This window comes from Leptotrichia sp. SK-5 (genome assembly GCF_055387215.1).
Genome location: NZ_AP028931.1, coordinates 2,402,730 through 2,425,307, shown reverse-complemented (window position 1 = coordinate 2,425,307; position 22,578 = coordinate 2,402,730). Strand labels below are relative to the sequence as shown.

General features: G+C 26.4%; 22 protein-coding genes. All 22 read left to right on the top strand.

The window, feature by feature from the left end; all coding sequences use genetic code 11:
* Positions 1 to 5 precede the first annotated feature (5 nt).
* The 22 genes from rfbG (at position 6) to ACZ5B9_RS11735 (ending at position 22,478) form a co-directional block, all read left to right on the top strand.
* Positions 6 to 1,082: a CDP-glucose 4,6-dehydratase gene (gene rfbG / locus ACZ5B9_RS11840; RefSeq protein WP_464422765.1), complete on the top strand. Its 1,077-nt coding sequence runs from the start codon at positions 6 to 8 to the stop codon at positions 1,080 to 1,082.
* Entirely contained in the window at positions 1,079 to 2,029 is a 951-nt protein-coding gene (locus ACZ5B9_RS11835; RefSeq protein WP_464422764.1) for an NAD-dependent epimerase/dehydratase family protein, read from the top strand. The genes rfbG and ACZ5B9_RS11835 overlap by 4 nt, the downstream gene beginning before the upstream one ends.
* 1 nt (position 2,030) lies before the next feature.
* Positions 2,031 to 2,837, top strand: coding sequence for a transketolase (locus ACZ5B9_RS11830; protein ID WP_464422763.1), 807 nt, complete (start codon positions 2,031 to 2,033; stop codon positions 2,835 to 2,837).
* The gene (locus ACZ5B9_RS11825; RefSeq protein ID WP_464422762.1) at positions 2,834 to 3,769 is read left to right on the top strand and encodes a transketolase family protein; all 936 of its coding nucleotides are present in this window, start codon (positions 2,834 to 2,836) and stop codon (positions 3,767 to 3,769) included. The genes ACZ5B9_RS11830 and ACZ5B9_RS11825 overlap by 4 nt, the downstream gene beginning before the upstream one ends.
* A gap of 13 nt (positions 3,770 to 3,782) precedes the next feature.
* Positions 3,783 to 4,730, top strand: a complete 948-nt coding sequence (locus tag ACZ5B9_RS11820; RefSeq protein ID WP_464422761.1) for a glycosyltransferase family 2 protein — start codon at positions 3,783 to 3,785, stop codon at positions 4,728 to 4,730.
* Positions 4,727 to 5,128 carry a GtrA family protein gene (locus tag ACZ5B9_RS11815; RefSeq protein ID WP_464422760.1) on the top strand — a complete coding sequence of 134 codons (402 nt, stop codon included), beginning with the start codon at positions 4,727 to 4,729 and terminating at the stop codon, positions 5,126 to 5,128. The genes ACZ5B9_RS11820 and ACZ5B9_RS11815 overlap by 4 nt, the downstream gene beginning before the upstream one ends.
* A gap of 60 nt (positions 5,129 to 5,188) precedes the next feature.
* The gene (locus ACZ5B9_RS11810) at positions 5,189 to 6,436 is read left to right on the top strand and encodes a nucleotide sugar dehydrogenase (RefSeq protein ID WP_464422759.1); all 1,248 of its coding nucleotides are present in this window, start codon (positions 5,189 to 5,191) and stop codon (positions 6,434 to 6,436) included.
* 24 nt (positions 6,437 to 6,460) lie between these two features.
* Entirely contained in the window at positions 6,461 to 7,405 is a 945-nt protein-coding gene (locus ACZ5B9_RS11805) for a UDP-glucuronic acid decarboxylase family protein (protein ID WP_464422758.1), read from the top strand.
* 22 nt (positions 7,406 to 7,427) lie between these two features.
* The gene (locus ACZ5B9_RS11800; RefSeq protein ID WP_464422757.1) at positions 7,428 to 8,129 is read left to right on the top strand and encodes a glycosyltransferase family 2 protein; all 702 of its coding nucleotides are present in this window, start codon (positions 7,428 to 7,430) and stop codon (positions 8,127 to 8,129) included.
* A gap of 190 nt (positions 8,130 to 8,319) precedes the next feature.
* Positions 8,320 to 9,843: a hypothetical protein gene (locus tag ACZ5B9_RS11795; protein WP_464422756.1), complete on the top strand. Its 1,524-nt coding sequence runs from the start codon at positions 8,320 to 8,322 to the stop codon at positions 9,841 to 9,843.
* Between the two features lie 312 nt (positions 9,844 to 10,155).
* The gene (locus ACZ5B9_RS11790) at positions 10,156 to 12,009 is read left to right on the top strand and encodes a hypothetical protein (RefSeq protein ID WP_464422755.1); all 1,854 of its coding nucleotides are present in this window, start codon (positions 10,156 to 10,158) and stop codon (positions 12,007 to 12,009) included.
* A 64-nt stretch (positions 12,010 to 12,073) separates the two neighbouring features.
* Positions 12,074 to 13,168 (top strand): acyltransferase family protein, encoded by a 1,095-nt coding sequence (locus ACZ5B9_RS11785; RefSeq protein WP_464422754.1) that lies wholly within the window; start codon positions 12,074 to 12,076, stop codon positions 13,166 to 13,168.
* A 40-nt stretch (positions 13,169 to 13,208) separates the two neighbouring features.
* The gene (locus tag ACZ5B9_RS11780) at positions 13,209 to 14,312 is read left to right on the top strand and encodes a glycosyltransferase (RefSeq protein ID WP_464422753.1); all 1,104 of its coding nucleotides are present in this window, start codon (positions 13,209 to 13,211) and stop codon (positions 14,310 to 14,312) included.
* 38 nt (positions 14,313 to 14,350) lie between these two features.
* Positions 14,351 to 15,406 carry a glycosyltransferase family 4 protein gene (locus tag ACZ5B9_RS11775; protein ID WP_464422752.1) on the top strand — a complete coding sequence of 352 codons (1,056 nt, stop codon included), beginning with the start codon at positions 14,351 to 14,353 and terminating at the stop codon, positions 15,404 to 15,406.
* Positions 15,407 to 15,425: 19 nt separating this feature from the next.
* Complete coding sequence (locus ACZ5B9_RS11770) at positions 15,426 to 16,541, top strand: glycosyltransferase family 4 protein (protein ID WP_464422751.1); 1,116 nt, start codon at positions 15,426 to 15,428, stop codon at positions 16,539 to 16,541.
* A 26-nt stretch (positions 16,542 to 16,567) separates the two neighbouring features.
* Complete coding sequence (locus ACZ5B9_RS11765) at positions 16,568 to 17,173, top strand: DapH/DapD/GlmU-related protein (RefSeq protein ID WP_464422750.1); 606 nt, start codon at positions 16,568 to 16,570, stop codon at positions 17,171 to 17,173.
* 80 nt (positions 17,174 to 17,253) lie between these two features.
* Positions 17,254 to 18,093, top strand: a complete 840-nt coding sequence (locus tag ACZ5B9_RS11760) for a glycosyltransferase family 2 protein (RefSeq protein ID WP_464422749.1) — start codon at positions 17,254 to 17,256, stop codon at positions 18,091 to 18,093.
* Positions 18,094 to 18,126: 33 nt separating this feature from the next.
* Entirely contained in the window at positions 18,127 to 18,984 is an 858-nt protein-coding gene (locus ACZ5B9_RS11755; protein WP_464422748.1) for an NAD-dependent epimerase/dehydratase family protein, read from the top strand.
* A 364-nt stretch (positions 18,985 to 19,348) separates the two neighbouring features.
* On the top strand, positions 19,349 to 20,131 hold the full coding sequence (locus ACZ5B9_RS11750) for a transporter substrate-binding domain-containing protein (protein WP_464422747.1): 783 nt from the start codon (positions 19,349 to 19,351) through the stop codon (positions 20,129 to 20,131).
* A gap of 60 nt (positions 20,132 to 20,191) precedes the next feature.
* Positions 20,192 to 20,983 (top strand): transporter substrate-binding domain-containing protein, encoded by a 792-nt coding sequence (locus tag ACZ5B9_RS11745; protein WP_021768596.1) that lies wholly within the window; start codon positions 20,192 to 20,194, stop codon positions 20,981 to 20,983.
* Between the two features lie 21 nt (positions 20,984 to 21,004).
* Entirely contained in the window at positions 21,005 to 21,718 is a 714-nt protein-coding gene (locus ACZ5B9_RS11740; protein ID WP_012806453.1) for an amino acid ABC transporter permease, read from the top strand.
* Between the two features lies 1 nt (position 21,719).
* The gene (locus tag ACZ5B9_RS11735; RefSeq protein WP_464422746.1) at positions 21,720 to 22,478 is read left to right on the top strand and encodes an amino acid ABC transporter ATP-binding protein; all 759 of its coding nucleotides are present in this window, start codon (positions 21,720 to 21,722) and stop codon (positions 22,476 to 22,478) included.
* Positions 22,479 to 22,578 lie beyond the last annotated feature (100 nt).

Sequence of the window (22,578 nt, the reverse complement as noted above, 5' to 3'; positions counted from 1 at the left end):
GAAGTATGGAATATTTTAATGGAGTCTATAAAGGAAAAACAGTTTTAGTAACAGGACATACTGGTTTTAAGGGTTCCTGGCTATCAATATGGCTTAATGAGTTAGGTGCAGAAGTTATTGGTTATGCACTTGATCCATATACCAAAAAAGATAATTTTGTTCTCTCAGGCTTAGAAAATAAAATAGTTGATATTAGAGGAGACATAAGAGATAAAAAACATTTAAAAGAAGTTTTCGATAAATACAAACCAGAATTTGTATTTCATCTAGCTGCACAGCCATTAGTAAGGTTATCTTATGACAATCCTGTTGAAACATATGAAACAAATGTAATGGGAACTATTAATGTACTGGAATGTATAAGAAAAACTCCTGAAACTAAAATAGGAATAATGATAACGACTGATAAATGTTATGAAAATAAGGAACAGATATGGGGATATAGAGAAACAGATTCTTTAGGTGGATATGACCCGTACTCTTCTTCAAAAGGTGCAGCTGAAATAGCAATAGGCTCCTGGAGAAGTTCCTACTTTAATCCAAAAGATTATGATAAACATGGAAAGTCTATTGCAAGTGTTAGAGCAGGGAATGTTATTGGTGGAGGAGACTGGTCATTAGATCGTATAATTCCTGACTGTATAAGGGCTCTCGAAAAAGGTGAACCAATAAATATAAGAAACCCCAAAGCTATAAGACCGTGGGAACATGTTCTGGAGCCATTGAATGGCTATCTATTATTAGGGCAAAAAATGTATGATGAACCAAATAAATATTCAGAAGCATGGAATTTTGGTCCAAACATTGAGGGGATTGTTCCAGTTTGGGAGATAGGAGAAAAAATAATAGAAAACTATGGAAAAGGTTTATTAAGAAATATTTCAAATCAAAATGAAGTTCATGAAGCTCAGCTTCTTGCTTTAGATGTTACTAAAGCTAAATTTAGATTGAACTGGGCATCTAGATGGAATATAGACAAGACAATAGAGAAAACAGTTGAGTGGTATAAAAAATATAATAATGAAGATGTATATAAGTTATGTGTAAAACAGATAAAAGAATTTATAGGAGAATCAAAATGAAAGAAAAAGTATTAGTAACTGGAGCAGCGGGATTTGTTGGTGCTAATTTAGTTAGAGGTCTTTTAAAAGAAAATAAATATGAAATACATATCTTAACTAGAAAAAATACTAATCTGTGGAGATTGAAAGATATTTATTCTAATATTATAGATCATAAAGTAGATATTTTAGATAGAGAAAGACTGTTAGAAATTATAAAAGAAATAAATCCTAAGAAAATATGTCATTTAGCAATATACGGAGGTTATCCTTTTCAAAAAGATGATAAAAAAATAATAGATACAAATTTTACAGGAACAATAAATTTGTTAGATGCTTTAAATACTATAGATTACGACTGTTTTATTAATACAGGAAGTTCATCAGAATACGGAGAAAAGAAAGAACCTATGAAGGAGTCTGATGTATGTGAACCTAATACAGTATACGGTGTAGCAAAAACAGCCTCAACAATGTATTGTAATTATATAGCAAATTCTGAAAATAAAAATATAGGAACATTAAGACTTTTCTCAATTTATGGAGATTATGAAGAAAAAGGGAGACTAGTAACAACTTTATTTACAGATTTAATAAATCAAAAAGATGTAAAATTGGGGAATCCTAATGCTGTTAGAGATTTTGTTTATGTTGAAGATGTGGTTAATGCTTATAAATTGATTTTGGAAAATCCTCAAAAACTAAAGGGAAAAATATATAATATATGTTCAAATAAACAAACAAGCGTTAAAGAAATGGCAGAAAAAATAAAATTAATATCGCATTCAGAAAAAAAATTAAATTTTTCAACTTTAGCAGGTAGAAGTTTTGATACTAAAGTATGGGTTGGAAATAATAACTTATTTAGAAAGGATTATGGCTGGAAACCTTTATCACTAGAAGAAGGATTAAAAAAAGCTTCACAATGGTTTAAAAAAAATATAGATTTATATGAGGAGGAAAATTAAAATGAAAGACTTGAAAGTTATTTCAAATGAAGCTAGAAAAAAAATAATAAATATGAAATATCATTCAAAAAGTTCTCATATAGGAGCTGCATTTTCTGTGCTTGATATTTTAGTTTATTCTTATTTCAAAGGTTTAAATATAACAAAAGAAAATATAGATGATAATAAAAGAGATAGATTAATCTTAAGTAAAGGACATGCAAGTGCGGCTATATATACCACTTTGTCATTAAGAGGTTTTTTGGAAGAAGAAAAATTAGAAAAATATTACTGTAACGATGGAGAACTGCCAGGACATATTGATATGACAGTTTCAAACTCTTTAGATTTAAGTACAGGTTCACTAGGACACGGATTATCAGTTGCTACAGGTATGGCTTTAGCAATGAAAATAGATAACGTTAATAACAGAATAGTTGTTATTATGGGAGATGGAGAAATTGACGAAGGTAGTGTATGGGAAGCTGCAATGTTTATTTCTAAAGAAAATTTAAAAAATATTTTGATCTTTATTGATTGCAATGGATTGCAAGGATATGACAGAACAGAAGAAATACTTGAATTTGAAAAAAATAAAAATATGTGGAAAGCTCTTGGATTTGAAGAAATTGAAATTAATGGTCATAACTTTGAAGAAATTGAAAAAGCATATAAATATAAAAGTGACAAACCTATTGTAGTATTAGCTAAAACTATAAAAGGTAAAGGAGTTTCATTTATGGAAGATAAGTTAGAATGGCATTATAAATCTCCTAATTTAGAAGAATTGAAAGCAGGATTAAAGGAATTGGAGGAAGAAATAAAATGAGAACAACTTTTGTAAATGAATTAATAAAATTAGCAGAAAAAGATGAAAGAATAATATTAATAACTGGAGATATGGGATTTTCAATGTTTGAGGAATTTAAAGAAAGATTTCCTGAAAGATATTACAATGCAGGAATAGCAGAACAAAATATGATAGGAATGGCTGCTGGTCTTGCATTACGTGGAAAAAAACCATATGTTTATTCTATCATTCCTTTTTTGATAATGAGAAGTTATGAACAAGTAAGAGTAGATGTTTGTTATCATGAATTGGATGTTAAATTTATAGGTTCTGGTGGAGGCGTATCATATGGTCATTTAGGTGCAACTCATCATGCAACAGAGGATATAAATTTAATGAGAGGGCTTCCTAACATGGAAATAATTGCACCTGGAGATCCTTATGAAGCTAAAAATGCAGTTATTAAATCATATTTAAATAAAAAACCTACATACATAAGATTGTCAAAAAATAAAGATCCTTTTTTACATAAAAATTTAAAGGATAAAGATTTTGAAATAGGAAAGTCAATCTGTATGAAAAAATCAGAAAATATTGCAATAATAGCAACAAGCAATATGCTAAATCAAGCTTTAGAAGTATCGAATGAATTGGATAATTTAGGAATAAAAAATTCTCTTTATAGTTTTCATACTATAAAACCATTAGATTCAAAAACATTGAAAGAAATTTTTAGAAATTATAATTATATAGTAACAATGGAAGAACATAATATAATAGGTGGTCTATATGGAGCAGTAATGGAAGAATACGGCAAAGGGAATTTTATAGAATATTCTGTAAAAAAAATATTACCGATTGCTATTAATGATAGATTTTCTCATCATGTAGGAGATCAAGAAAATATAAGAAAATACTTTAAAATAGATGAGTTGTCAGTTCTAAATAAAATACAAAATATGTTAGATTGAAGGTGAAATAATTATGAAAAAACTAAGCATATTAATTCCAACTTATAATGAAATAGATAATATTGAGCCTTTGACTAAGGAAATAATTGCTGTTATTACGCAACAGTTATCAAATTATCTTTATGAGATAATAATAATAGATAATTACTCAACAGATGGAACTAGAGAGAAAATAAAAGAACTATGTGAAAAGAATAAGAATATAAAAGGGATATTAAATGCTAAAAATTTTGGACAATTAAATTCTCCATTTTATGGCTTAACTCAAACTACTGGCGATGGAGTAATTTTAATGTGTGCTGATTTCCAGGATCCGCCTGAAATGATTATTAAGTTTGTAAAGGAATGGGAAAAAGGTTATAAAATTGTTATTGGAATAAAAAATAAGAGCAAAGAAAGTAAACTAATGTATTTTATAAGGACTTTATATTATAAAATGATAAAAAAAATAGCAAATATTGAGCACATAGAACATTTTACTGGATTTGGTCTTTATGATCAAGATTTTATAGAAGTACTAAGAAAATTAGATGATCCAACACCTTATTTACGGGGAATAGTTGCTGAATTAGGATTTACTAGGAAAGAAATAAATTATGAACAGGCTCAAAGAAAATTTGGAAAAACAAAAAATAACCTATATTCTTTGTATGATATAGGAATGTTAGGAATAACTTCTTATTCCAAAATAATATTACGATTAGCAACATTTGTTGGCACAATGATTGGATTAATTAGTTTTTTTATTTCTATAATTTATTTAATATTAAAGTTAATGTTTTGGAATTCTTTTCCTGCAGGAACAGCTCCAATATTGATAGGAATGTTTTTTTTAGGGAGCATACAGTTATTTTTTATAGGAATTCTAGGAGAGTATATTATGAATATCAATTCCAAAATATTAAAAAGACCTTTAGTTATTGAAGAAGAAAGAATTAATTTTAATGAGGAAATAAAATGATTAATTTAATAAAAAAATTACTTTTTAAATATGAAAAATTTATAAAATTTGCAATAGTAGGTTTTGGAAATTTATTTGTATCTCTAATAACTTATTATATTCTTGTATATTTTTCTGTAAATTATCAAATTGCAAATATAGGTGGATTTATAACAGGAAGCATTAATGGATATATTTGGAATAAAATATGGGTATTTAAAAATTCTAAAAGAGATGTGATTTCTATAATAAAATTTTATTTAACATATTTAAGTACTTGGTTATTAAGTGCATTATTACTATATATCTGGGTAGAAAAAATGAAAATTTCAGATAAAATAGCACCAGTTATAAATGTTTTTATAACAACACCAATCAATTATTTATTGAATAAATATTGGGTATTTAAAAGAAATTAGATTTATTGAAAAATAAAATATATATTATTTAAAATTTAATATAAAGGAAGGAATTTAATTATGAAAAAAGAAAATTTAAAAATTGCAGTTGCAGGAACAGGATATGTAGGATTGAGTATAGCAACATTATTATCACAAAAACATGAAGTAGTTGCCTTGGACATAGTCCCTGAAAAGGTAGAAATGATAAATAATAGGATTTCTCCGATTGAAGATGCTGAAATAGAAGATTTTTTTAAAAATAGAGAACTTAATTTAAGAGCAACTTTAAATGCTAAAGAGGCTTACTCTGATGCTGATTTTGTAGTAGTGGCAGCTCCAACTAACTATGATAGTAAAAAACATTATTTTGATACATCAGCTGTAGAGTCAGTTATTAAGCTGGTTATGATGTATAATCCTGAAGCAATAGTAGTAATTAAATCAACAATACCAGTAGGTTATACAAGACATGTCCGTGAGATGTTAAATTTTGAAAATATATTATTCAGTCCTGAATTTTTAAGAGAAAGTAAGGCATTGTATGATAATTTGCATCCTAGTAGAATAATTGTTGGAACGGATTTGAATAATAAAAAATTGGTAGAAGCTGCTCATACTTTTGCTGAATTGTTAGAAGAAGGTGCGATAGATGAAAATGTGGATACTTTCTTTATGGATTTTACTGAGGCAGAAGCTGTAAAATTATTTGCTAATACATATTTAGCGATGAGAGTAGCGTACTTTAATGAATTAGATACTTATGCGGAAATGAAAGAACTCAATGCTGAAAATATTATAAAAGGAGTGTCTGGAGATCCAAGAATAGGGTATCATTACAACAATCCAAGTTTTGGATTTGGAGGATATTGTTTACCAAAAGATACAAAACAATTGTTAGCAAATTTTGAAGGTGTTCCACAAAATATTATATCTGCAATAGTTGCTTCTAATACTACGAGAAAAGATTATGTGGCTGATAAAGTTTTGAGAATGGCAGGATATGTTGAAGCTGATAGCGAGGGATATGTGAGTAAAAAGAAAAATCCTACTGTAGGGATATTTAGATTAACAATGAAAAGTAATTCAGATAATTTTAGGCAAAGTTCAATACAAGGTGTAATGAAAAGAGTGCATGCAGAAGGGGTAAATATAGTAATATATGAACCAGTTCTTGAAGATGGAGACGAATTTTTTGGTGCGAAAGTGATAAATGATTTAGAAAAATTTAAAGAAATTTCTGATGTAATTGTAGCCAATAGATTTGATGATAAATTAGAAGATGTGAAAGAAAAGGTTTATACAAGAGATTTATTTAACAGAGATTAATAAAAATAAAAGGAGTGAAAAATATTGAAAAATAAGATTCTGATTACAGGAGGAGCAGGTTTCATAGGTTCAAATTTATCTGAAAGGTTAGTAAAAAATGAAAATAATTATGTTGTGGCATTAGATAATCTTTTTACAGGAAGAATGGAAAACATTGAAAAATTATTAGAATTACCAAATTTTGAATTTATTAATCATGATATACAAAATCCTATAGATATTGAAATAAATCAAATTTATAATGCTGCATGTCCAGCGAGTCCTCCAGCTTATCAAAAAAGTCCTACAGATACGACAAAAACGTGTGTATTAGGGATGATTAATATGTTGGAACTAGCTAAAAAATATAAGGCTAGAATAATGCAATTTTCTACAAGTGAAGTGTATGGTGATCCTATTCAACATCCACAGCCTGAAAGTTATAGAGGTAATGTAAATCCTATTGGGATTAGAGCTTGTTATGATGAAGGAAAAAGGTGTTCTGAAACCTTATGTTTTGATTACAATCGTGAATTTGGAGTAGATATAAAAGTAATAAGAATATTCAACACATATGGAGTGAATATGGATCCAAAAGACGGAAGAGTTGTATCAAATTTCATCATGCAAGCTTTAAGAAATGAAGATATAACTATTTATGGAGATGGAAATCAAACTCGAAGTTTTCAGTATATAGATGATTTGATAGAAGGAATTATACGAATGATGAATGTTTCTAGAAAGAATTTTTTAGGGCCTGTAAATTTAGGAAATCCTGGAGAATTTACAGTTTTGGAATTAGCAAATAAAGTTATAGAAATGACAAATAGTAAATCAAAAATAGTGTATTTACCATTGCCCTCCGATGACCCAACTCAAAGAAGACCTGATATTTCAGTTGCATATAAAGAACTAAATGGATGGAAACCTGAAATAGAGCTTGAAGAAGGACTGGTAAAAACAATAGAATATTTTAAAAAATTTAAATAATAATTAGGAGAATTAAATAATAATGAAAAAATCAATAGATGAAGTTGTATTGTCGGTAGTAATACCTTGTTATAATGAAAAAAATAGTATTGAAGAAATAGTAAAAAAAGTTATTAAAGCACCTGTAAAAAATAAAGAAATAATAATTGTAGATGATTGTTCTATAGATGGAACATCTGATTTACTAGATAAAAAAATTGCACCAATGGTATCTAAAATTATCCATCAGGAAAAAAATGCTGGGAAAGGTGCAGCATTAAGAACAGGATTTAAAGCAGCAACAGGAGATATTGTTATAATTCAAGATGCAGATATGGAGTATGATCCAAATGAATATTCAAAAGTTGTTACTCCTATTTGTAATGATGAAGCAGATGTAGTATATGGAAGTAGGTTCTCTAAGGGAGTAAAATATGAAAAAGCCTATAAGAAAAACATAATTGCAAATAAATTTTTGACTTGGTTATCAAATTTATTTACAGGATTAAAAATAACAGATATGGAAACTTGTTATAAGGCTTTTCGTAGAGAGATAATTCAGTCTATAGATATAAAAGAAAATAGATTTGGATTTGAACCAGAAATCACAGCCAAAGTAGCTGCTAAAAAAGTTAGAGTTAAAGAAGTTCCAATTAGTTATTATCCAAGAAGTATAGAAGAAGGGAAAAAAATAAATTGGAAAGATGGTATGAGAGCTATAATTTGTATAGTTAAGTATCATTAAGAAATATTTAAAGAAAGGTAAATATTTTAATAATATTTAAAATAATATGATAGTATATAAATTAAAAAACAAAAAAAACTTAGTATGGATATTAATTTGCTTTATACTTCTTTTTAGTGAATATTTTTTCTTTAGAAATATTATAGGAAGCAATAAATTAATTGGAGATAGAGGAGATGGAAGATTAACAATGTTAATTACAGAACATTGGTTTAATTTTTTTAAAGGTAAGGAAAAGTTTGGTGAGTTAGTAATATTTTATCCAGCTGCGAATGTATTAGCTTACTCTGATATGCTTTTCTTTTATGGAATAATACATAGCCTTTTTAGATTTATAGGTATAGATATTTTTAACGCTTATAAATATACAATAATATCTATACATTTTATAGGAACATTATCAATGTACTATTTATTATTTCATAAATTAAAATTAAATATAATTTGGAGTTTATTTGGTGTAACAGCATTTTCTTTTTCCTCTACATATGCAACACATTTAGCACATACACAGTTATGTGCTTGCAGTATGTTGCCAATATTGTTAATATTTTTAATTAATTTTTTTGAAAATTTAAATAAAAGAAAAAAGAGAAATGTATATGCTTTTTTGACAATAACTTGGTATTTATTGATATTGTATAATTCATGGTACATAGCTTTTTTTACAGTTGTATTTATTTTAATTTTTACAATAATATGTATAATTGGATTACTTATGCAAAAGAAAAAAATTTTAAAAATATTATATGATTTTATAATAAAAGTTAATACAGATATTATAATTTATGTTGTATACATAACAATTTTATTAATACCATTTGTTAAATTGTATCTTCCTTTATTAAAAAAGGGAGGATATGATTTTAGTAATATAAAAAGTATATATATTCCTAAATTAATTGCTTTGATAAATATAGGAGAAGATAATTGGTTATTAGGAAACTTTATGAGATATTTACAATCACTGCAAAAACCAACTAGTGAGTGGAATATGGGTTTTTCATTAATACTATTAAGTACATTTATTATTTTTTCAATATTCTATACAAATAAAAAAAGAAAAACAACTTTTGAATACATTATATCTTATCTAATAATAGCAGTTTTCGTTGGAATGTTATTTTCTATTAAAGTATCATCTAAAAAAATTTCTTTATGGTATTTTATCTATAAATTAATTCCTGGAGCTTCATCAGTAAGGGCAGTAAGTAGATATTTATTATATTTAAGTTTTCCAATGGCTATTTTGAGTTCTATTGTAGGGAATTTTTTATTTAATACCTATAATTTTAAAAATACTAACTATAAAAAATATATACCAATATGCTTATTTATATTTTTATGGATATCAAATATCAGAAATGAAGGGGTATACAGTACTTGGAACAGCAGCTTTGAAAAAGAATATCTATCTGGAGTTAGTAAACCTGACATCCAATGTAAAGTTTTTTATATGTCTAATACTAATTCAGAAGTACCACAATACATATATCAATTGGATGCATTTGAAATAGCAAATAAATTTGAATTAAAAACTATAAATGGATATTCAGGGAATATTCCTGATAGTTGGCAAGATATATGGGAAGTATCAAATGAAAATTATGAAAACGGTGTTTCTAATTGGATAATTTTAAATAATTTAAAAAATGTTTGTAGATATGATGTAGCAAATAATAAATGGTTTATTTATAATAAAACTGGATTTTAAATACTTTATAATATAAAGATAAAATAATATTAAAAAGTTATAACATTTTATTTGAATCTTAAGTTTAATTAGTTTTAAATAATTTGATTTCAAAAGAACTGTGAATGTATGATTGGAAAATCTTAGTTTTTTAACTTTTATTAACAACAACTAAAAATTTATTGGGAGGAGAAATACTTTCTACAGTATTAATAAAATAAAATGATTAATAAATTCAAAAGTAAAAAAGTGATAGCAGGAATCTTAATTTTTTTAATTCTTATTTTTAGTGAATATTTTTTCTTTAGAAATATTATAGGTACAAATAATTTAATGGGAGCAGGAGATACAAAACTTGCAACTTTGATTGCAGAACATTGGTATAATTTTCTGAGAGGACAAGAAAAATTTGGAGAATTATCAATGTTTTATCCTGCAAAAAACGTGCTAGGTTATACCGATATGTTTTTATTTTTTGGTTTAATACACAGTTGTTTCAGATTTGTAGGAATAGATATGTTTATTGCTTATAAATATACAGCTTTATTTGTGCATTTATTAGGAACAATTTTTATGTTTTTTTTATTATACAAGAAATTAAAATTAAAAATTACATGGGGGTTATTTGGAACAATAGGTTTTTCATTTTCAACTGCATTAGCAGTTAATATGGGACATACACAATTAGTAGCAATTAGTATGTTACCTATTTTGTTGATTTTTATAATTAAATTTTTTGAAAATTTAAAAAACAAAAAAAGAATAAAATATGCTTTTTTTTCAATGACTTGGTATATGTTATTATTATATAATTCTTGGTATATTGCTTTTTTCACAATTTTATTTTTTTTATCTTTTTCAATAGTATATTTAATAGGTGAACTTATACAGAAAAGAAATCCTTTTATGCAAATATACAATTTTATAAAACATATTTGGATAGAATCGGTAGCATATATATTGTATATCTCTATCTTATCAATTCCATTTTTTAGGGTATATATTCCAGCTAGTCATAGATATTATGAATATAATACATACGATATTCCAGATATTTTATCTTTAGTGATTATTGATGAACGTAATTGGTTATTAGGAAATTTTATAAAAGCAATGAAATTAACTAATAAAGCAAATATGGGATTATCAATTGTTTTGTTACTAACATTTATAGTTTTTTCAATAATTTTTATCTTTAAAAAAGAGAAAAAGATGTATAATAATATATTGTATTATATTATTATAACAGTAATATTCAGCATAGTGTATACAATGAAAATTACTTCTAAAGAGTTTTCATTATGGTATTTTATATATAAATTAGTTCCTGGAGCTAATGCAATAAGAGTAGTGAGCAGATATTTTTTATATTTAAGTTTTCCTATAGCAATTATAACTTCTATTATAGGAAATATATTGTTTGAGAAAAAAAAATTTAAGAGTTCCTATATAAAAGGTATTATCTTATCTTTTTTATTAATTTTATTATGGATTTCAAATATTACTAATAAAGGTATTTATTCTGAATGGAATTCAACAGAAGCAAAAAGTTTTTTATTCTCTGTTAGTGAACCGCCTAAAAAATGTGAAAGTTTTTATATTATAGCAGATGAAAGACAAAATTTAGATCCTCCGGAATATAATTTACATGCATTTGAAATAGCAAATAATTATAAAATAAAAACAATTAATGGATATTCAGGTAATCATCCTGATAATTGGGAAGGAGTTATGTCTCCTTTAAATAAAGAGTATGAAATAAGTGTTTATGTGTGGGCAACACTTAATAAACTAAAAAATGTTTGTAAATATGATATGAAAGATAATGAATGGTCTCTAGTTCAAACTAATAAATTTTTAAAATTTCAAGCGTATAATGATAAATTATTTAATGAGGGCAATAAAATAAAAGTTTTTACAGGAGGATTAATTTTTGGACCGTATATTAAATTACCAGCTGGAAAATATAAAGTAAAATTTGTAAATGAAATTACTGAAGATTCAATAGGAGAATTTAGAATAGCTAGTGATGAAGGAACTAAAGAAATAGCAAAAACGATAAGTAGGGAAAATGAAGTTTTAATAGAATTTGAATTAAGTAAAGAAACCAAAAATATTGAATTTACAGTTTTTAATGGAAGTCCTAACTTTTTTTTGGTTAAAGATATAGAACTTTATAAAATGTAATCTAGGGAGGATAAATGAAACAAAATAATTTAAGTTTTTTCAATTTATTAAAAATAATTAGTGCATGTATAATTTCATTTTTTTTCATTGGGAGCATTTATTTGTTAGGCCTTTGAAAATGAATATAAATAGTTCTATTTTATCATTAAGAATTTTTCAATTTTTACTGCATGGTCCAATAGGAACTTTAGTAGTAGAACTATTTTTTATAATGTCAGGATTTTTATTTGCTTATGTATATATTCCTAAAATTAAGAAAAAAGAATATTCATTTGATAAGTTTATTTTTAAAAGATATGTTAGGATTATGCCGTTAGTAGTATTAACCTCAAGTATTTGTTATATTTTAACATTTATTATGAGAATTAATAGTATAGAATGTTGGGCAACATTTTGCGGAAATAATGTAAATATAGTATCTCTATTTTTTGATTTTATATTTTCTGGAACTTATATTTTTATTGATAATTTTTCGCTAAATTCTCCAATTTGGTATATAAATGTTTTATTAGTTTGCTATATTTTAGCTTATATTATTACTCAAATATACATTCGATTTCCTAATAAAAGTTTTTTTATTATGCCTATTATATTAGGGATTATAATTTTTCTCAAAGAATGGAAGCAGCCTTTGTTAACTCCAAATACAGCAAGAGGATATGTAGCATTTTTTGTAGGAATTATATTGCAATTTGTGATTAATAAAACAGATGAATTTAGCCCTCAAATAAAAAATATTTTGGTTTATATTTCGTTGTTTATACTTACTATATCATTTGGATATATATTTTTTCATTTTGGAGATTATTCTACTTTAAAATATTCTGATTTTATAAGTAATCTACATGTATTTTTTGATTTTGTTGTTTATCCTCCTTTGATGTACCTTCTTTATAATTTTAAAGGAATTAATAGTATTTGTAACACAAAATTTATAAAAAATTTAGGAAAAATATCTTATGGAATTTATCTATGGAATTTCCCAATACTTGGAGGAATGTATTTTTTGATAAAGTTTTTTAAATTAACTAACGAAACTATCGTGAAGTATTATTTTTTGATATGGATAACTATAGTAATATTACATTTTATTCTTTCGATATTGTCTTATAATTTTGTAGAAAAAAATTTTATTATTGAAAAGTACAATAAAAGATAGTGATCTAATATTTATTAAAAATTAAAAGATGAGGAAAAATATGAATAAAAAAACAATAATAATTTCCGCTATCAATTTCAGTGAAGGCGGACCCTTAACAATTTACAAAGAATGCTTAAAATATCTTGAAGAAAACTTCCTGGAAGAATATAGAATAATAGCATTAGTTCACGACAGAAATTTATTTTCAGAGTATGAATCAAAAATAGAATTTATAGAATTTAAGGACTCTAAAAAAAGTTACTTAAAAAGAATGTATTATGAATATTTTTATTTTAAGAAACTGTCAGAAAAATGGAAACCCTATTTATGGCTTTCATTACATGATATGACACCGAATGTAACAGCTGATAAAAGAGTTGTTTATTGTCACAATCCGATGATGTTTTATAAAATGACAAAAGAAGAAAGAAAAAAATCATTTAAATTATTTCTTTTTTCAAAATTTTATAAATACATTTATAAAATAAACATAAAGAAAAATAATTATGTTATTGTTCAGCAGGACTGGATAAGAAAAGAATTTAAGAAAGCTTTTGGAATAGAAAATGTTATTGTTGCACATCCTGAGGTTAATCTGGAAGATTTAAAGATAGATACAGATATGGAAGTTGAGAAAAATAGCTTCATTTATCCCAGCTTTCCAAGAGTTTTTAAAAATTTTGAGGTGATTTGTAAAGCTGCTGAAATTCTGGAGAGTAAAAATATTAAAAATTTTAAGGTTTATTTGACAATAGATGGCAGTGAAAATATTTATTCAAAAGAAATAACTGAAAAATATAATAAACTGGAATGTATTAAATTTATTGGACTTCAGTCAAGAGAAAATTTAATGAAGTATTATAGTAAGACAGAAACAGTTATATTTCCCTCTAAAATTGAAACATGGGGATTACCAATTACTGAAGCAAAAGAGTTTAAGAAAAAGCTGATTTTAGCTGATTTGCCTTATGCACATGAAACATTGGGAAATTATCAAAATGTTTTTTTCTTTAATCCTGATTCAGCTGAAGAACTGGCTGCAAAAATGGAATCAGTTATTATAGAAAAGAATATTAATTTTGATGGGAATATCTGTAAAAATATAGAACAGCCTTACTGTAATAACTGGAAAGAACTTTTTGAGATAGTTTTAAAAAAGTAATACAGAAAAAATATAAATAATTTTTGAAAGGATAAAAAATGAAAATGAGGAAATGTGTGATATATTTCGGATTTAATAATCCTTTGAAATTTAAAAGAGGAGTCGAAAATGTGATTTTATTTCAGGCTCAATCCTTAGGAGAAAATATAGAAAAATATTATATTTTTTTTGATGATGAAAATGTCGAATTTAACTGGAATGGAATAAATTGCATCGGAATAAAGAAAAATAAATTCAGATTTATCAGTTTGAATAAATTAATAAATAGAAAGTTTAAAAATAAAAAATATATTATACATTCTCATAATTATCTTATGAGCTTTTTTCTTTTAAAAAAAACAGATATCTTCACAGTACATGATGGACTTTATTACCAATCTAATGCAGTAAATCATAAATTACAAAATTTATTTAAATATATCGAGAAGAAAGTTTATAAAAAATCGAAACTAGTACATTTTATTTCAAAATTTTCAAAAGAAAAATCTTTATATGAAGGAAACAACTTTAAAATTATATATAATACAACGCCTTTTGAACAGACCATTAGCAAAGATATACCAGAAGATAACTGGAAAAAAGGTAAAAGAAAAATTTTTACTGTCCGAAGCATTGAAGAGAGGGCAAACATTGATTTATTAATAGAATTAGCAAAAAGAAAAAGAAATTATGATATTAAAGTAGCTGGTAAAGGGCCGTTATTAGAAAAATACAGGGAAGAAATAAAACAGAATCAGTTAGAAAATATCGAATTGCTGGGATATATTTCAGATGAAGAAGTTGGAAAATATTATGAAAGCACTGATTTGGTGACAGTTTTAGCAAAATATGGTGAAGGTTTTGGATTACCGATAATAGAGGGATACCTCTATAATAAACCGGTTTTTGCTTCAGATGTCTGTGCTATTCCGGAAATTATAATAAATAAGGATTTTTTAGTAAAAAATAATGTTGAAGATTTAGAAAGTAAAATAGAAAAGTATTATGAAGAAATTCCAGCTTATAATTTTAAAAAATACTATGAAGAAAACTTTTCTTATGATAAAATATTAGAAAAATATAGACAAATATATGATAGATTTTTTAAAATTTAAAAAGAAAGTTGAGAAATAAATGAAGAAAATTTCGTTAGAGTTACAATGGGCTGTCGGGAAAAAAACAGGAGTAGGATGGTATATTTATAATATAGTTAAGGAACTGAGCAAATCAGATAGAAATGATTATATAGCTGAATTCATAAATTTTATGGGAAGGCATGATGTAAAAAGTCAGATAGATTACGATATAAAAATAAAGCAGAATAAAATGATTACTTATACAATGTATAATTTTTTAACAAAAAAACTGAATATAAGACATAATCTTATTTTCGGAACAAAGTCAGATATATATCATTTTTTTAATTTTACTATTCCGAAAAACATAAAAGGAAAAGTAATAGTTACTATTCATGATACGGTGTTTGTTTCAGCACCTGAAACAATGGGAAATAGGAAAGCTTTAGAAGAATATAGATATAGTGCTAAAAAATCAGATTTAATTATTACAGTATCTAAAAGTGCAAAAAATGATATTATAAAAAATCTTGGTGTTATTGAAGATAAGATCGAGATAGTACATCCTGGGATAGATATAGAAAGCTATTCTAAAAAATATGAGAAAAAATATCTGGAAAAAATAAGAAAAAAGTATAAATTACCTTTAGAATATATTTTATATTTAGGAACAATTGAACCACGAAAAAATATCGAAAGAATTGTTAAAGCTTTTAAAAACTATAAAAAAGAAGTTAAAGATGATTTAAAACTTGTAATTGTAGGAAATAAAGGATGGAAATATGATAATATTATGAAATTAATAGAATCAATGGGAACAGATATTATACTGACAGGTTATATTGATGAAGAAGATAAAATTCCTATTTATAAACTTGCACAGATTTTTGTATTTCCATCACTCTACGAAGGCTTTGGAATGCCAGTTTTGGAAGCTATGGCAGCTGGAGTACCTGTGATTACTTCCAATGTATCATCTTTACCTGAAGTTGCAGGAGATGCCGCAATTTTAGTTAATCCTTTAAATGAAGATGAAATTTTTGAAGCATATAAAAAAATTTTATCAGATAAAAATTTACGAAAAGATATGATAGAAAAAGGTTTAGAACAGGCAAAAAAATTTCAATGGAAAAATTCTGTAGAAGTTCTTGAACAAATTTATGAAAAAATGTAACAAACATAGATACAGAAAGGTAAAATATGGAAAAATCAGTTTATGAGTTGTGTAAATTGGGGATTAATTTGATTAAAACAAAAATATTTTTTCCAAAAGCTAGATTAATTCGTTTCCCATTCGATATAAGGGGCAAAAAGTATATAAAATATGGAAAAAATTTTACTACTGGTGTTGGATGTCGAATAGAGGCTTATAATTTTAATAATAGAATTTCAGATGGAAAAAATCCTCAATTAATTATTGGAAATAATGTTCAAATTAATGACTATGTTCACTTATCTTGTGCAGAGTCAGTTATTATAGAAGATAACGTATTAATTGCTAGTAAAGTTTATGTTTCTGATTTGAATCATGGAAATTATTCTTCGTTAAAGAACCCTGAACATTCATGTCCTGATGAAATTGTAAAAGAGAGAAAAATTTTTACAAAACCAGTAAAAATTTGTCAAAATGCTTGGTTGGGAGAAAATGTTGCAGTTTTATCGGGAGTAACTATTGGAAAAAATTCTATAATTGGTGCAAATTCTGTTATTTCTAAAAATATCCCAGAAAATTGTATTGCTGTTGGAAATCCTGCAAAAGTAATAAAAAAATATAATTTTGAAACAAGAAGATGGGAAAAAATATAAAATTTTTTTAAAATATTTAACTTGTTTGATTAAACTTAAGATGTTATAATCTTACTAAGTAAAAAAGTGGAGGATTTCGTATGTATGACTTTACAGCTTGTATAGTGACTTATAATACTGATCAAAAGGAATTAGCTCAAATCATAAGTTGTTTTCAAAAAACAAAATTGAAATTTAAATTATGGATTTCAGATAATTCTGAAGAGGATAGTTTGAGAAATTTTATAAACAATCTTTCAGATGATCGAATCGAATATATTTTTAATAATTCAAATAATGGATTTGGATCAGGACATAATGTTATATTAGAAAAATTAATGGATACTAATTGCAAAGAAAAAGCAGAATTTCATTTAATATTAAATGCTGATATAATTTTTGAAGAAAATACAATTGAGAAAATAGTTGATTATATGAGAAAAAATTCTGATATTGGGCAGATAGGGCCTAAAATATATGAATCTAATGGAGAGGTAAACAAATCTTGCAGACTATTACCCACACCTTTAAATTTAATATTTAGAAGATTTTGTCCAATAAAATCGGTTGTAGATAAAATGGATTATGATTATGAAATGAGATGGTGTGATTATAACACAATAATGGAAGTTCCAATTTTATCTGGATGTTTTATGTTCATAAGAACAGATGTTTTGAAAACTGTTGGAATGTTTGATACTAGATATTTTATGTATATGGAAGACTATGATTTATGCAGAAGAATTGGTCAAAAATATAAAGTTATATTTTATCCTGAAGTAACAATAATTCATGAACATGGAAAAGCATCTTATAAAACACGAAAAATGATGATAGCACATATAAATTCAGCTATAAAGTATTTTAATAAATGGGGCTGGTTTTTTGATAAGGAAAGAAAAACAAGAAATAAAGAATGCATGAAAAAATATAAAAAATAATCTAGTTTGGTAAATATTCAATTAGGAGAATAAATGAAACAAAAGGTTTTAGTAACAGGTGCTAATGGTTACATAGGAAGAAACGTTATAGATTATTTGTTAGATAATAATATCGATGTAGTAGCTGTTGATATTTCTTTAAATAAAATAATAAGTGAGAAAGTAAAAAAAATAGAAATCAATATATTTGAAAATACAGACTATCTTTTTTCTAATTTGGAAAATGTAGGGACTTGCATTCATTTAGCATGGCGTAATGGATTTGTACACAATTCTATTACTCATCTTGAAGATATCTCCTTACATTATAAATTTTTAAAGAAAATACATGAATTTGGTATAAAAAATATAAATGTTATAGGAACTATGCACGAAATTGGATATTGGGAAGGAGAAGTTGACAATGATACTACAACTAATCCTATTTCATTTTACGGTATAGCAAAAAATAGTTTGAGACAGTCTTTGAAAATATTAGAAGATAGTGGTAAGGAATTGTTTATAAAATGGCTTAGAGTATTTTATATACAGGGTGACGATAGAAATAATAATTCTATTTTTTCTAAAATATTACAAAAAGAAGAAGAGGGTGCTAAGACTTTTCCGTTTACTACGGGAAAAAACAAATATGATTTTACCAATATAAGTATATTAGCTGAGATGATTTCAAAAGCAGCTTTACAAACTGAAGTAACTGGAATTATAAATTGTTGTTCTGGTAAACCTGTAAGTTTAAAGGAAAAAGTCGAATTATTCTTAAAAGAAAATAATCTTAAAATAAAATTAGAATACGGTGTATTTCCAGACCGTTCTTATGATTCTCCTGCTATATGGGGGAATAATAGTATAATATCTAAAATAATGAATAATAAAGTAAAAAAAGACTTCTGAGAATTTGTTTTTTCTCAAAAGTTTTTTTTATTAACAGGTTATTTTATTTTTCGTAAGAAAATACATGTATATACAAAAATAAAACTTTACAAATAAAATTTTTTATAGTATAATACTTTTATATACAAATGTTATCAGGAAAGTGAGACATAAAAATGAAAAGTATTATGAAAAAAGACAAAAAATTATATATGATAATGTGTATGAATTTGTAGAGTTTATTTTAAAATTAATTGAAAAATAATTTTAGATGTAAACTCATTTTAAAGTGAATAAATTTAAAAAATGAGATTGCATCCTAGAAAGCTGGATAATCTTATTCGGCTTTTTTCTTTAAAAAATATTTATTTTTGGAGGTCTTAGAATGAGAAAAATTAAATTATTGCTAGGAGTCTTATTAGTGCTGATTTTAGCGGTATCTTGCGGAAATAAAGTAAATGCTGGGAAAAAAAGAGTTATAAAAGTAGGGACAGATGGAGTTTATGCACCATTTTCGTTTAAGGATGAAAGCAGTGGGAAATTGACAGGATATGATGTTGAGGTTATTCAGGAAGTCGGAAAAAGAATAAATGCAGATATTGAGTTTACAACTGTTCCTTGGGATAGCATATTTCTGGGATTAGAGTCAAAAAGATATGATATTATTGCCAATGAAATTGAAAAAACTAAGGAAAGAGAAGAAAAATATATTTTTTCTGATAAATATTTAGTTTCAGCTGCTCAGATTATTGTAAAAGAGGGAGAGAATAACATAAAGACTTTGAAGGATCTGGAAGGTAAAAGAGTAATTTCAGCAGTTGGAAGCAATTATTCAAAAACTGTTGAGGAATATAATAAAACAGCTGCTAAAAAAATAGATCTTAATTATTTTGACGGCGGAATTACATTGACATTGGTAGAAATAGCACAAGGAAAGGCAGATGCAACATTGAGTGACAGACTTGTGGTAAGTTACTATAAAAAACAGCAAGGAGATAAAGTTCAGCTAGTAGGGGAGCCTTTGAGTACAACACCAACATTTTTCCTATTTAGAAAAGATAGCGAAGAATTAAGAAATGAAGTGAACAAAGCACTTGCTGAAATGAGGGCTGACGGAACTCTTGCTAAAATATCAGAAAAATGGTTTGGCGGAGATTATACGAAATAGTGGAAAATTTAATTTTACGAGAATATAAATAAAAAATATAAAAATTTTGGGAGGAAAATCATGAAAAATATTTTGAAATTAACAGGAATTTTATTGATAGGACTATTTCTTATTAGTTGTGGAGGGAAACAGGAAAATGGTAAAAGTGGGAGTAGTGAAGGAAAACAAAAAGTGAAAGTTGGAACAGAAGGAGTTTATGCACCATTTACGTTCACTGATGGAAGTGGGAAATTAACTGGATACGATGTGGAAGTTGTTGAAGAAATTGGGAAAAGGGCAAATTTAGATATAGAGTTTGTGCCTACACCTTGGGATAGTATGTTTTTAGGACTGGAATCGAAAAAATTTGACTTTATTGCAAATGAAATTGCTAAAAATCCTGAAAGAGAGAAAAAATATACTTTTTCTGATGATTATTTAGTATCAGCCGCTCAAATTATCGTTAAAAAGGGAAGAACTGACATTAAGACACTTGAGGACTTAAAAGGTAAAAGAGTTATGACAGGAGTAGGAAGTAATTATAACAAGACTCTGACTGATTTTGACAAAAATAAGGAAATAAATTATGCTTATTTTGACGGAAATGTTTCAATTGCACTAGAAGAAATTGCACAAGGAAAGGCAGACGCTACTTTAAATGACAGATTGACAGTAGGATATTTCACAAAGCAAAGAGGAAATCTTGTAGAAATCGTGGGAGAGCCTGTAACAAAAACGCCTGTATATTTCACATTTAGAAAAGATAGTGAAGAATTGAAAAATAAAGTAAATAAAGCACTAGCTGAAATGAAAGCTGATGGAACGCTTGCCAAAATATCAGAAAAATGGTTTGGCGGAGATTATACGAAATAATTTATAAACAGGAGAAAAGTAATGAATAATAATGTACCTTTTTTAAACTGGGGCTTTATGGTAAGAGCTATTCCAGAAATATTAAAAGCATTGCCGATGACTCTGAATATTGCCATTGTTACGATGATATTTTCACTAATACTCAGTTTTTTTATCGCACTTGTAAGAATAAATAAAATTCCTGTGTTAACAAGACTTGCTACAATTTATGTGTCCTTTATAAGAGGAACACCTCTTTTAGTTCAAATTTACCTTGCCTATTATGGATTGCCTAAAATATTGGATTACATACATTTGAAGTATGGATTTAATATAGATGTGAATAATATTCCTGCGATTATCTTTGTTTACGTGGCATTTATTTTAAATGTATCAGGTTATTTGTCGGAAACATTCAGGGCGGCAATTCAGTCGGTGGATAAAGGACAAGTTGAAGCCGCATTGTCTATTGGAATGACAAAATGGCAGGCAATGAGAAGAATTGTACTTCCGCAGGCGATTATAATAACTTTTCCTAATTTTGGAAATACTTTTATAAGTCTGATAAAGGATTCCTCACTTGCTTTTACAGTTTCAATTGTGGAAATGATGGGAAAAGCGAAAATAATATCGGCTTCGGGGTTGGATATTTTTGAGGCATATATTGTTGTTGCTGGAATTTACTGGGTTGTTTGTATAATTGTGGAAAAAGTTATGGGAATTGTGGAAAAGAAATTGAGAGTAGGTGGACTGTAAAATGATAAAGGTTGAAAATCTAAAATTGTCTTTTGGAAAAAATGAAGTTTTGAAAGGAATAAACTTTAAAATAGAAAGAGGACAGGTAATAAGCATCATAGGACCGAGTGGATCGGGAAAATCAACATTTTTACGAAGCCTTAATTTTCTTGAAACAGCTTCATCTGGAACAATAACTTTTGGAAATGAAACTTTTGACTTAAGTAAAATAAATAAAAAAGATATAAATAGGCTTAGAAAAAATACGACAATGGTTTTTCAGAATTATAATTTATTCAAAAACAAAACTGCTTTGGAAAATGTAATTGAAGGTCTTTTAATTGTGAAAAAAATGAATAGGAACGAAGCAACAGAAATCGGATTGAAAATGCTTGAAAAAGTGGGGTTAAAAGATAAAGCCGAATTTTACCCAAATCAGCTTTCTGGAGGGCAGCAGCAAAGAGTGGGAATCGCAAGGGCGGCTGCAATGAGTCCAGAGGTAATTTTGCTTGATGAGCCAACTTCGGCACTTGATCCTGAACTTATTGGAGAAGTTCTAAAAGTTATAAAGGATATGGTAAAAGAAAATATGACAATGATAATTGTTACCCATGAAATGCAGTTTGCAAGGGAAGTTTCAGATTATATAGTATTTGTTGATGGTGGAACAATTATAGCAGAAGGTAGGCCAGAAGAAATTTTTGTTAATTCAAAAAATCAACGGTTGCAAAATTTTCTTAAAAGATATTCGGAAAGTGAAACAGATATTTACTCAATATAGAAAGTAAAAAAAATTATAAAAAAAGCCTCTAAATAAGAATATTTGGAGGTTTTCATTTTTTACATATAAAAAATAGACATGAGATTTCACTTTACATTTG

Coding starts and splice junctions, on each gene's coding strand:
- ACZ5B9_RS11755 (WP_464422748.1), top strand. CDS start 18,127: ATGAAACAAAAGGTTTTAGTAACAGGTGCTAATGGTTACATAGGAAGA.
- ACZ5B9_RS11775 (WP_464422752.1), top strand. CDS start 14,351: ATGAAAATGAGGAAATGTGTGATATATTTCGGATTTAATAATCCTTTG.
- ACZ5B9_RS11830 (WP_464422763.1), top strand. CDS start 2,031: ATGAAAGACTTGAAAGTTATTTCAAATGAAGCTAGAAAAAAAATAATA.
- ACZ5B9_RS11745 (WP_021768596.1), top strand. CDS start 20,192: ATGAAAAATATTTTGAAATTAACAGGAATTTTATTGATAGGACTATTT.
- ACZ5B9_RS11825 (WP_464422762.1), top strand. CDS start 2,834: ATGAGAACAACTTTTGTAAATGAATTAATAAAATTAGCAGAAAAAGAT.
- ACZ5B9_RS11770 (WP_464422751.1), top strand. CDS start 15,426: ATGAAGAAAATTTCGTTAGAGTTACAATGGGCTGTCGGGAAAAAAACA.
- ACZ5B9_RS11790 (WP_464422755.1), top strand. CDS start 10,156: ATGGGAGCAGGAGATACAAAACTTGCAACTTTGATTGCAGAACATTGG.
- ACZ5B9_RS11835 (WP_464422764.1), top strand. CDS start 1,079: ATGAAAGAAAAAGTATTAGTAACTGGAGCAGCGGGATTTGTTGGTGCT.
- ACZ5B9_RS11735 (WP_464422746.1), top strand. CDS start 21,720: ATGATAAAGGTTGAAAATCTAAAATTGTCTTTTGGAAAAAATGAAGTT.
- ACZ5B9_RS11800 (WP_464422757.1), top strand. CDS start 7,428: ATGAAAAAATCAATAGATGAAGTTGTATTGTCGGTAGTAATACCTTGT.
- ACZ5B9_RS11795 (WP_464422756.1), top strand. CDS start 8,320: ATGTTAATTACAGAACATTGGTTTAATTTTTTTAAAGGTAAGGAAAAG.
- ACZ5B9_RS11780 (WP_464422753.1), top strand. CDS start 13,209: ATGAATAAAAAAACAATAATAATTTCCGCTATCAATTTCAGTGAAGGC.
- ACZ5B9_RS11820 (WP_464422761.1), top strand. CDS start 3,783: ATGAAAAAACTAAGCATATTAATTCCAACTTATAATGAAATAGATAAT.
- ACZ5B9_RS11815 (WP_464422760.1), top strand. CDS start 4,727: ATGATTAATTTAATAAAAAAATTACTTTTTAAATATGAAAAATTTATA.
- ACZ5B9_RS11785 (WP_464422754.1), top strand. CDS start 12,074: ATGTATAATTTCATTTTTTTTCATTGGGAGCATTTATTTGTTAGGCCT.
- ACZ5B9_RS11740 (WP_012806453.1), top strand. CDS start 21,005: ATGAATAATAATGTACCTTTTTTAAACTGGGGCTTTATGGTAAGAGCT.
- ACZ5B9_RS11750 (WP_464422747.1), top strand. CDS start 19,349: ATGAGAAAAATTAAATTATTGCTAGGAGTCTTATTAGTGCTGATTTTA.
- ACZ5B9_RS11810 (WP_464422759.1), top strand. CDS start 5,189: ATGAAAAAAGAAAATTTAAAAATTGCAGTTGCAGGAACAGGATATGTA.
- ACZ5B9_RS11760 (WP_464422749.1), top strand. CDS start 17,254: ATGTATGACTTTACAGCTTGTATAGTGACTTATAATACTGATCAAAAG.
- rfbG (WP_464422765.1), top strand. CDS start 6: ATGGAATATTTTAATGGAGTCTATAAAGGAAAAACAGTTTTAGTAACA.
- ACZ5B9_RS11765 (WP_464422750.1), top strand. CDS start 16,568: ATGGAAAAATCAGTTTATGAGTTGTGTAAATTGGGGATTAATTTGATT.